Source organism: Sphingobium subterraneum, from assembly GCF_014199435.1.
GTDB lineage: Bacteria > Pseudomonadota > Alphaproteobacteria > Sphingomonadales > Sphingomonadaceae > Sphingobium > Sphingobium subterraneum.
The window spans coordinates 19984-30153 of record NZ_JACIJP010000012.1 but is presented as its reverse complement, the minus strand read 5'-3'; the positions used below and the strand labels follow the sequence as shown (position 1 = coordinate 30153).

The following is a 10170-nucleotide window of genomic DNA, read 5'->3' as shown; positions in this document are numbered from 1 at the left end:
CGCGTCCGGGCTTGCGAAGCGCGCTAGCCCGTGGAAGGCGTCGACGCCCAGCTTGGCGTAGCGGCGTTCCTGCTTGGCGGGGACCGGATCGGTAAGCCGGTCGTCCCGGAGCAGCTCAAGCTGGATCTTGGGCGCACGTCCGGTGCGCCGAAAGAGGCCGGGTATCTGGCTGAAGAGCAATTCCCCGGCAGGCCTGCGCAAGTGTTGCAGGCAGCCCCCCAGCAAGGCGAAGCCGGGACATCGCCTGAACAGTTTGTCGGGTCTGGAGCAGCTGCCACATTGCCACCCGCACCGCTTCTTTCCGGCAGGAACGAAGCGAGCGATGAGGCGCAGCCATCACCTGATGAAAGGGCATCTGGGCGGGAGAACCAGCCGGCTTCCAGCGATCCGAAAGCCATCCCGGCAGCACGGTCTCAGGAAGGCTCGAGCCCTCAGGAAAGGGCCGAACGGGATCTCCTTGAAGGCGGCGTCGAGAGCGGCGCACAGGACTTCTACGAACCCGATCTTTGAGGGGAGCAAAGCAAGGGGGCACCTTGCTTGAAGGACCAAAAGCCATGCTCTCAGTTGCTAACGTCCGTTCAGCGTCCGGCGCGGCCAGCTACTTTGCTGCCGACAATTACTATGCCAGCGCCGACGCGGATCGCTCGGGCCAATGGGTCGGAGCAGGAGCCGATGCTCTTGGCCTTTCTGGGGCAGTTGAATCCGCAATTTTCGACAAGCTTCTCAAGGGCGAACTGCCGGATGGCAAAAGGGTCGGCCACGAAAACCAGCACCGCGCTGGTACCGACCTGACCTTCTCTCTGCCCAAGAGTTGGTCGGTGCTGGCCCTCGTCGGCGGCGATAAACGGATCATCGAAGCCTACCGCGAAGCCGTAATAGAAACGCTCCAATGGGCCGAGAAGAACGCGGCCGAAACGCGCCTCGTCGAAAACGGGAAGGTCCGCACCGTTCAGACCGGCAACCTCGCTGTGGCGCTCTTCCAGCACGACACCAATCGCAACCAGGAGCCCAACCTCCACTTCCATGCCGTCATCGCCAACGTCACGAAAGGCGCCGATGGCAAATGGCGGACGCTGAAGAACGACCGGCTCTGGTCGCTCAATACGCTTCTCAACAGCATGACGATGGCGCGCTTCCGCCTCTCGGTCGAGAAGCTCGGTTATGAGGTTGGCCCCGTCGGCAAACACGGCAACTTCGAGGCGGCGGGCTTCTCCCGCGACCAGGTCATGGCCTTCTCCACAAGGCGCCAGGAAGTGCTCGATGCACGCCGTGGGCCAGGCCTCGAAGCCGGAAAGATCGCTGCCCTCGACACCCGCAGCGCCAAACAGGCCGTCGCTGATCGGGGAGTCCTGCTATCGAGCTGGAATGCCCATGCCAGCATTGCAGGTCTCGACGTACGAGCCATGATTGAACAGGCGCAGGGCCACGCACATCTCTCGCCGCGTGCGCCTGCCGCTGGCACCAGCCTGATCGAGCGCGGCAGGGCCTGGCTCAGGGATTTTGCCGAGCGCATTCGGGGCAACCCCGCCGATCCGCTGATCCCGGCTCACATCCTCAAGCAAGACCGCGAGACGATTGCCGCAGCCCAGGCAACAGCCTCGGCAGTGCGCCACCTCTCGCAGCGCGAAGTGGCCTTTCCGCGCGAAGCCCTCTTCAAATCAGCGCTGGATTTTGGCCTGCCAACAACCATCGGTGCCATCGAGAAACGGGTCAGCTCGCTGGTCCGTTCCGGTGAACTCATACCCGGTTCGGGTGAGCACAAGGGCTGGCTGACCTCGCGCGATGCGCTCACGACCGAGCACCGCATTCTGGCAGCTGTCGAGGCAGGCCGGGATGCTGTCGCCCCGATCCTCGAGAGCAACGACGCGGGCGCGCGGGTCAAAGCTGTTGCCGCCATCAACCACGGCATCGACCTCAATGACGGACAGGAAGCCGCTGCCCGGCTGATCCTCGCCTCGACCCACCGGACGATCGCCATCCAGGGCGTAGCAGGTGCTGGTAAGAGCAGTGTCCTGAAGCCCGTGGCGCAGATCCTTGGTGAGGAGGGCAAGGAGATCATCGGGCTCGCCGTCCAGAACACCCTGGTACAGATGTTGGAGCGCGACACCGGCATCCGCTCGATGACTTTGGCGCGCCTACTCAAGAGCTGGGCGCCGCTACTGGAGGATCCTGGAAATCCTGGCCTGATGGCCGAAGCGAGAACCGCGTTGGGTGAGCGGGTCCTTGTCCTTGATGAGGCCTCGATGGTCTCGAACAGCGACAAGGAACGCCTCGTGACGCTGGCCAATCGTGCCGGCGCGCGCAGACTTGTCCTGATGGGCGATGCCCGCCAACTCGGCGCGGTCGACGCGGGCAAACCCTTCGATATCGTCCAGAAGGCGGGCATCATGCGCGCTGAAATGACGACCAATTTGCGCGGCCGGGATCCCCAACTGCGCCTGGCTCAGGCTGCTGCGCAAGCCGGTGACGTCCAAACCGCCCTCGGCCATCTCAAAAGCTCGACAATCGAGACAGCGGGCGACAGTGCTCTGACGGCTGCCGAGCAATGGCTCGGGCTTGCGCCGCAAGAGCGGGAGCGGACCGCGATTTATGCCTCAGGCCGGTCCCTGCGAACGGCGGTCAACGAGGCTGTCCAGCGGGGGCTCAAGGCCAACGGTGAGCTCGGCAAAACCTCGCTGGACTTGACCGTACTGTCACGGGTCAATGCAACGCGTGAGGAGCTCCGCTATGTCTCGGCATACCGCCCGGGCATGGTACTCGATGTTCGCAGTCCGGACAAACATCAGCGCCTCCCGCGCGGCGAATACCGCGTCGACAGTGTCGACGAGAAGACGCGCGAGGTGTTCCTCCGCGATGGCAGGGGCAAGACACGGAGCCTTCGGCCGAGCCGCATCCGTCCTGGTGCGAAGGACGACCGCCTCGCGCTCTTCGAGGAGAAACGCCTTTCGATCCATGCCGGAGACCGGATTCGGTGGACCGAAAACGATCATCGCCGAGGACTGTTCAATGCCGACCAGGCGAGGATTGAGACGGTTGAAGGCTCGCGAGTTACCCTGGTCACCTCCACAGGCTTGCGGCACGATCTGGAGCGCTCCGACCCGATGCTCAGGCGGCTGGACCTCGCCTACGCACTCAATGCCCACATGGCGCAGGGGCTGACCTCGGATCGAGGTATTGCTGTCATGGACAGCCGTGAACGCAATCTGGCCAACCAGCAAACCTTCCTGGTTACCGTCACGCGCCTGCGGGATAGCCTGACCCTTGTCGTCGACAGCGCCGACAAGCTCGGGAGAGCGGTCGCCCAGAACACCGGCGAGAAGACTTCAGCGCTGGAAGTGACCGAGCGCCTGCGCGAGGCTGCGGCGAAGGGTCTGGCTGCGGGCGCCGCGACCAAGGACGATCAGAGCAAGCAGCCACCCGAACTGGCCAAGGAGCGCACCAAGCCATTCGAAATGGGCATTTGATTACTGTGAGGTTGAGCCTGGACGGCGGAGCATTCTCCAGGCAACCTGGCGCGCATCGACTTTGGCTACGGGCGGGAATGTGAAGGGCGTCTTCGAGATCAGCGGCAATTCGCGGTACGACGACGCGATCACCGAGCGGTATCACTTCCCGAGCAATTACCTGTCGGTTGCGCGAGAGCTAGTGAGCGACTGGATCGTTTACCGCGAAACACGAGTTTCTGGCGGCCGCATGGCCTATATCGCGGCTGCTTTCGTCGAGCGCATCGATGCCGACCCGAGCGATCCCAGCCACTTCTATGCGCGTGTGCGCGACTACCTCGAGTTCGATCAGCCTGTCCCATACCGCGACGGCAGCGGCCGGTTTGCCGAGCGCTTCCTGCGCGAGATGGCACGGCCTGGCGATGCCGGGCGAAGCCTGCGCGGCAAGTCGGTCCGCGGGCTGGAAAACGAGGATTTCGTGGCCATCGTCAATGCGGGCCTTGCCGAAACTCTCGATCCCGAAAACCGCATCCGCCTCGAACTCGATGCCCCCCGCATCGATCCGGAGACCAATCTGCTCCTGCACGATCACTTCGCGGAGCGCCGGGTCGAGCAGATGCTCGTGAACCGCAAGATCCGTGACGCGAACTTCCGCAATCATGTCCTCGATGCGTACGAAAACACCTGCGCAGTTACCGGGCTAAGGATCGTCAATGGCGGCGGCAAGGCTGAGGCCCAGGCCGCGCACATCTGGTCAGTTGCGGGTGGCGGCCCGGACATTGTCCAGAACGGGGTAGCTTTGTCAGCGACAGCCCATTGGCTGTTTGACCGCCACCTCATCACCTTCGATGATAACCTCTGCCTGCTCGTGTCACACAATAAGGTGCCGTCCGAGCTTCTGCAGCTGTTTCCGCCGGCCGGTCAGCAGATCCGGTTGCCGCGTGATCGATCGCTGCATCCAAGGGCAGACTTCGTGGCCCGCCACCGGGAGCGATTTGCAGGGATCTGATAGCGGCAGATCAGACAGAACGACCGAACCAAATGACCCGGCCGACCACATGGATCGACGCGCGCTCAACGTCGGTCCAGGTCGGGTAGGCGGCATTGTCGCTCGAGATGGTGATCTGACGTCCGCCTGGTTGGATCGTCACACGTTTCACCACCAGCGCATCGTCGACGCGCAGCACGTAGATTCCGTCGCGCAGGCGCGAGCCCTGATCCGATGCGTCGACCAGGACTTCATCGCCGTCCCGCAGCGTCGGTTCCATCGACTCCCCATGGACGTGGATGATTGACAGGCTGGGGCCTTTCGCCCGGGTCAGCTTGCCCAACCACCGCTCATCGAAACCGAACCGGGTGTGGGCCGTCTCGCTTTCCGCGATCGCACCAAAGCCAGCAGAGGCATCGACGTTCAGAATTGGCACTTCGACCAGGCCATCGCGCACCGGGAGCGCGGGCCCACCGAGCACCTGCTCATCGACCCCGAAGAACTGGGCAAGGATACGCCGGTCCTCGTCATCCAGCTTGCGCGGCGAACCACGCTTGATGAATTGCTGGATATAAGCGGGGTTGCGATTGAGCAGCCGCGAGACTGCGGAATAACCCACGTTTCTCTGCCGGATCAGGCGATCCAGCTCTTCTCTGACATTCTCCATCGGCGGCGCCTTTCGAGGGGCGGTCCAGGTGGCATGTAGGAATTCATCCTAGACTCGATGGAGTCTTCCTAATAAGAACATAACAAGAACACAAGCCAAATCTGATTCGAGGTAGACCATGAAGCTGCTGGATCGCATCGAGCGTCATCTCAAGGATACCCACATGTCTGCCACCCGCTTCGGGCGACGGGCGGTAGGCGATCCGCGCTTCGTGCTGGACCTACGGATGGGGCGGAGGCCCCGACGCAGGACCCTGGAGAGGGTCGAGGCTTACCTCGCCTCGGTATCACCGGGGCGCCAATCGCATCAGTAATTTACAGAATCCTCACGTCCTTAATGGAAGCAGTCTTGGCGGCAGCGGGCGCGTTCGATACCGTCCGAGCTGTTCGGGGTTCTGCTGCATTGATGCTATTGGCAGACTTGTCTGCTGCCCGGTATCGGAGCAGAGTTCTTTGGTTTTGCCGAGGTTCAGGGGGATTGCGTGGAAATTACCGAATGGCTGGGTCATGGTCTGATCTTCTTCTTTACCAAGATTCCACTCATCGGCGATGCGATGGCTGCTTTCTTGGCCATCGTATTAATTGGAACGGCCTTCGCAATATCCACCCGTTACAAGCGGGATTTCCATGAGCCGCTTGCAAAAGCGATCGAAGCACGGGTTCGACTCCTCGACGATGTGACTGGTGGCAGCACGGCGGACATCGATTCTGCCCGGCTTGCCTTCGCCCGCCGCTTCAATGAAATCGATGAGCAGATGATGGAGGTTGGGCACCCCGAGGCGCTCCCACTGCGCCGCACCTGGGAAGAGTTTCGCGAAACGATCGTCGATCCGTCCGCAGATGTTCTCCAGAATTCGGCCCGCCCTGAGCACTTCTTCGTAAATCTCGGAGACAGCCACCGCGGGCTCAACTGGTTTGCGAACATCTTTATCGCTATCGGCCTGCTGATCACCTTCCTTGGCATCATTGCTGCCCTGTCGACCCTGGACTTCAGCGGTGGGGTCGATGCGATGCAGGAGCGCCTCAATGAACTGATGAAGGTCGCAGGCGCAAAATTTTGGGCCTCAGTGGGCGGTATTGTGGCGTCCATCGTCCTGCGTTCTTACGATTACCGGTTCGGCAAGCGGATCAATGACGGCCTCTCCATGCTCTGCGACAAGCTTGAGCACGGCATGGCCTATCTCCCGCCGCAGCGTATTGCGAGCGATCAGCTGGAGCAGCTGAAGGAACAGACCCCCGCCCTCCGTACCTTCTCCGAGCAGTTGGCTGCTGCGCTCGATGGCGCTCTCGAAAAGCAGATGGCCCCGATGATCACCCATCTGGGTTCTATCCAGCAGGGCATCGACAAGATCAGTGGTGGCGGCGGCGAGGCTGTCCGTGATGCCATCGCTTCGAGCGCGGGCGCCGAGATGGCGGGCCTTGCTGAGGCCATCGGGGCAATGACCGTGTCGATGGCCACCATGTCAGAGCGACTTGAGAAACAGACAGGAGAAGCGGACCAGCAGATTGAAGAGGCGGTGCGTCGGTTCGGCCAAGCCTCCGAAGAGATGCGCACTGCCTTTGGCGACCTTAATCGCAACTTCGGCGTGATCGCCGACCGCATGCGCGAGGAAAATGAGCAAGCGAGCGCACTTGCACGCCAGAGAATGGATGAACTGCTCACCAGCCTCGGCTCGACCCTGGACGACATGAAAGCAGGCCTGGCCGCGGCGGCCACTCAACTCGGGGAAGCCTCGACCAGTGCCGCAAATGACGCTGCGCGGATCGGCCAGGAGGCGATGGAGAAGTCCTTCTCGGAATTCGTAGAGCGCTTCAACGGAGCAGGCACTCCGCTTGTTGCCAGCATGAAGGATGCCGGCAACGCGATCTCTGTTTCGGCTGACCGGCTATCTTCGGCCCAGACCGCTATTGGCGACCACGCTCGCGCTATCGAGCAGGTGGCAGCCCGTTCGAGCGATCTGGCCACGGCATTCGGTACAGTTGCCAACGACGTCGAGGCGGCCGCTGCTCCTGTCCGTCAATCTGCCGTGTCGATCGCCGAAGCTGTCAAATCGGTCGAGGCTATCGTCGTCAAGAACGCGCAGTCTTCTGAAAACACCCGAGAGGAGATGCGCGAGCTCGCTGTATCGTTGACCCAAACGGCATCAGCAGCCTCGTCAGCCTGGTCTGAGTATCGGGCCCGCTTTGAGGAAGTCGATCGGTCACTTGGAGCAGCGCTCGAAAAGATCACCGACGCAGCAGGCAGCCACGCCACGAACCTCAACGAACGTGTTGGTCAAATCGACCGCGCACTTGGCGAAGGTGTTGCCCAGCTTGCAGGTGCGCTTGAGCCACTGACCACGCTGCGTGACACGGTTGAGGAACTGGCCGGAATTCTTGCGAACCAGAATCGGGAAGCTGCTGAATAATGGAAGGCGCCGTTCGCAGGAGACCCCCTGAAGAAGGCGAAAGCTACTTCATGTCCATGACGGACATGATGGTTGGCCTCCTTCTTATTTTCATTATCCTACTGGCTTACTTCGCATTGAATTTGCAGTCGAAGACCGAAGAGCTGACCGGTGCTAACCGAACCCGGGCAGAGATCCTCAATGACCTTCAGCAGTCATTGAAGGACAAGGGTTTGCAGGTCGAAATTGACACGAAGACAGGTGTGCTGCGCCTGCCTGATGACGTGCTGTTCGACAAAGGACGCTGGGAGCTGAGCGACAGAGGGCAAGCCGCGATCAACAAGGTTGCCAGCGCGATGGTCGAGGTTCTGCCCTGCTACACGACGTCAAATCTCTGCAAAGCGGAGCGCTCAAAGCACATGATCGACGCCGTGTTTGTAGAGGGGCATACCGATTCCGACGCGATGTACGGTGGGATGAACAACTATGGCCTTTCGGTTCGAAGAGCCGAAACGACGTTCACCATGCTTCAGCTCAATCAGCCGGCCTTGCGGGGGTTCCTCAACAAGCCAGCAGGTCAGCCAGGTTCTGCACCGATCCTAGGCCTGAGCGGTTACGGTCCGGATCGCCCTATCGCGCAAGGTGATAGCGAGGCGGCGAAGAAGCGTAATCGACGGATCGACTTGCGGTTCTTGATGACCACACCCAGCGCCGGTTTGGATAAGGACATCTTGAGGCAGGAGCAATGAGCTTCCTGCGCGCGGCAATCGATCGGATGGACGCCCTGGCGTCTGCCGGGCTCGCCAAGCCTCCGACAACGCAACCTGAATTGCAGCGGCAACTCGCCAAGCTTGATGCGAGTATCGGCGAGGCGGAGCCAGTTGTCGAATTGAAGCCCTTCTTGCGCAATGCGGCTGAAAACGGAGCCGGGGCGCTGTCGCGCTTTCAACTCAACCGGGTCCTGCGCGGGGCATGGTGCGATCCAGAGTTCGATGACCTCGGATATGCGGCTCTCGACCGCGCGGTCGAAGAGCAGCGGCGCAGTTCCGACCAAGCCATGATCGATGGCTACCTCACCTATTTTCCGGTCGACCGGCCTATTATGGGCAAGCTTGCCGATGCTGCCTCAAGTGCTGCCCAGCGGCACGAGTGGGCATGGCGAGAGAGGGCCCGACAATGGGAGCTATTTGCGCCATCGCAAGGCCCGGCACGGGTGGCGCTCGATTTGATCCAGCGCGATGACGATCAAATCTTTCAGCTCATCAGGGAAACCGGGCTAGGAACAAATCTGGCAGCGAGCGGCTTCGGTCAGGCAACCTTCGCCAGGTTTTGCGTTGCAACAGCAGAGCTCCCACCGCGAAAGGCGGTCCCCGCGCAGCGCAGCTTGCTGAGGCTCTTTGATCAAGAGGCACTCGCCGGACAGATCGAGCTGGTCGTTCGGGCTTTGCTCGAACCTTGGATCAGCGAGAAGCCCGAACCTGAGCATCGCAAGGCGATTTCCGAGTTTCTCCTCGACCAGGTGGGTGATCCGCGTCTTCAGCGGCCCCGCTGGGATAGAATCGTCCGTTCGCTGGCAGAGACCATTGGTGAAGAGCGCGCGCTCACGGTCACACAAGTCTTCAAGCGCTGGCTCACTGAAGTCGCGATGCGCGAATTCTTTCGGGCTATCGCCAAGACTACCGATCGGCCCGATCAATGGGCACAGCGTGAGAAGTTCTGGATGGCCTATCTGGACGAAGGCCTCGTCAGTGATGCGTGGCCTGCCTTGGGCGTCCGGGCTCGGAACCAGATCGAGTACCTGATCCGACAAAGCGGGGAACGCCCGGAATATGGGATCATTCGAGGCGGCCCTGCCTCATCGTCCTCGATCATCATGCAGATCGGTGACTTGAGGATTTCCGAGTGGAGCGACAATGGCTCATGCCGGTTTTGGAGCGATAGCGATCCGAATGCTCCGAAGCTCTATGCCAAGATATACGACGGTGCCAAACTGCGGACCACGGCAGGTCGGTCTGACTTCGAGTATGAATCTCACGTTCCAGCAAGCCCGGGTTGGGAAGGCAAGTTTGCCGGGATAATTCATCGCCGGACATCAATCTTGCATCCCCGGTTCGGGAAAGGCCGTGGTCGTAATTGGAACGATCGATGGTAAGCCCCAAATTCATTGCAACTCAGCAGAGCGATGGCAGTGAAACTATCACGCTGTTGCGTGAGCGGCCGGGCGGGCTCTTCAAGCGAGCCTCAAGCGAAACAGTGCCAGTCGCGGAGTGGCCCAGGGCTGCTCCCGAAGCAGGACAAGCGGCCTTGGCGCTCGCACGCTCGTTCGATCAGGAAGGGCAAATTCTTGAAGAGGACGGAGGGGTTATCCTTCCCCCTCACATTGCCGCCCAATTGGATGAGGCCGATGCCTTCGCCCTCGGCTTGCCGCCAGCCACGCCTCTGACACTTCAACTGAATTCGAGCGGATCGCTCGCCGAAGGATCCATCACGGTCAATCCGAAGTGGGTTCGTCGCGGCGGCGTCCCTGTTCGTGCGGATATTGTTGGCGCTCGTGTCCGAGAGGGTGGGCGTGTCAGCCGCATTCCCGAGCCGGTGTTTTCCGTCTTCCAAGCCGCACATGTGCATGGCGGTGACAAACCAGGCCAATGGAGCGCCGGCGTTTTGCTGAGCGCGGCGGTGTAAAAAC

8 protein-coding genes are annotated in these 10170 nt (G+C 61.2%); 6 read left to right on the top strand and 2 right to left on the bottom strand.

Translation table 11 applies throughout. The annotated features are described in order from the left end of the window. Nucleotides 1-201 (bottom strand): hypothetical protein (locus tag FHS92_RS18175; RefSeq protein ID WP_221231137.1); only part of this gene is annotated, 201 nt, incomplete at its 3' end. Nucleotides 202-554: 353 nt separating this feature from the next. Here FHS92_RS18175 and mobF point away from each other — a divergent pair. Together mobF and FHS92_RS17150 are read left to right on the top strand one after the other, a co-directional pair. After that, entirely contained in the window at nucleotides 555-3464 is a 2910-nt protein-coding gene (mobF, locus tag FHS92_RS17155; protein ID WP_184081897.1) for a MobF family relaxase, read from the top strand. Nucleotides 3465-3543: 79 nt separating this feature from the next. Then, complete coding sequence (locus tag FHS92_RS17150; protein ID WP_184081896.1) at nucleotides 3544-4452, top strand: HNH endonuclease; 909 nt, start codon at nucleotides 3544-3546, stop codon at nucleotides 4450-4452. Nucleotides 4453-4462: 10 nt separating this feature from the next. Here FHS92_RS17150 and FHS92_RS17145 read toward each other — a convergent pair whose 3' ends face one another. Continuing rightward, nucleotides 4463-5098 (bottom strand): S24 family peptidase, encoded by a 636-nt coding sequence (locus tag FHS92_RS17145; RefSeq protein WP_184081895.1) that lies wholly within the window; start codon nucleotides 5096-5098, stop codon nucleotides 4463-4465. Nucleotides 5099-5579: 481 nt separating this feature from the next. Here FHS92_RS17145 and zorA point away from each other — a divergent pair, with 481 nt between their 5' ends. The 4 genes from zorA to FHS92_RS17125 are packed head-to-tail and all read left to right on the top strand — an operon-like array spanning nucleotide 5580 to nucleotide 10166. Continuing rightward, nucleotides 5580-7505 (top strand): anti-phage ZorAB system protein ZorA, encoded by a 1926-nt coding sequence (gene zorA, locus FHS92_RS17140; protein ID WP_184081894.1) that lies wholly within the window; start codon nucleotides 5580-5582, stop codon nucleotides 7503-7505. Further along, nucleotides 7505-8233 carry an OmpA/MotB family protein gene (locus FHS92_RS17135; RefSeq protein ID WP_184081893.1) on the top strand — a complete coding sequence of 243 codons (729 nt, stop codon included), beginning with the start codon at nucleotides 7505-7507 and terminating at the stop codon, nucleotides 8231-8233. The genes zorA and FHS92_RS17135 overlap by 1 nt, the downstream gene beginning before the upstream one ends. Further along, a complete protein-coding gene (locus FHS92_RS17130; RefSeq protein WP_184081892.1) occupies nucleotides 8230-9636 on the top strand; it encodes an EH signature domain-containing protein in 1407 nt (468 codons plus the stop codon). Before FHS92_RS17135 ends, FHS92_RS17130 begins: the two co-directional genes overlap by 4 nt. Beyond that, the gene (locus FHS92_RS17125; protein WP_246352091.1) at nucleotides 9630-10166 is read left to right on the top strand and encodes a hypothetical protein; all 537 of its coding nucleotides are present in this window, start codon (nucleotides 9630-9632) and stop codon (nucleotides 10164-10166) included. The genes FHS92_RS17130 and FHS92_RS17125 overlap by 7 nt, the downstream gene beginning before the upstream one ends. Nucleotides 10167-10170: the final 4 nt, after the last annotated feature.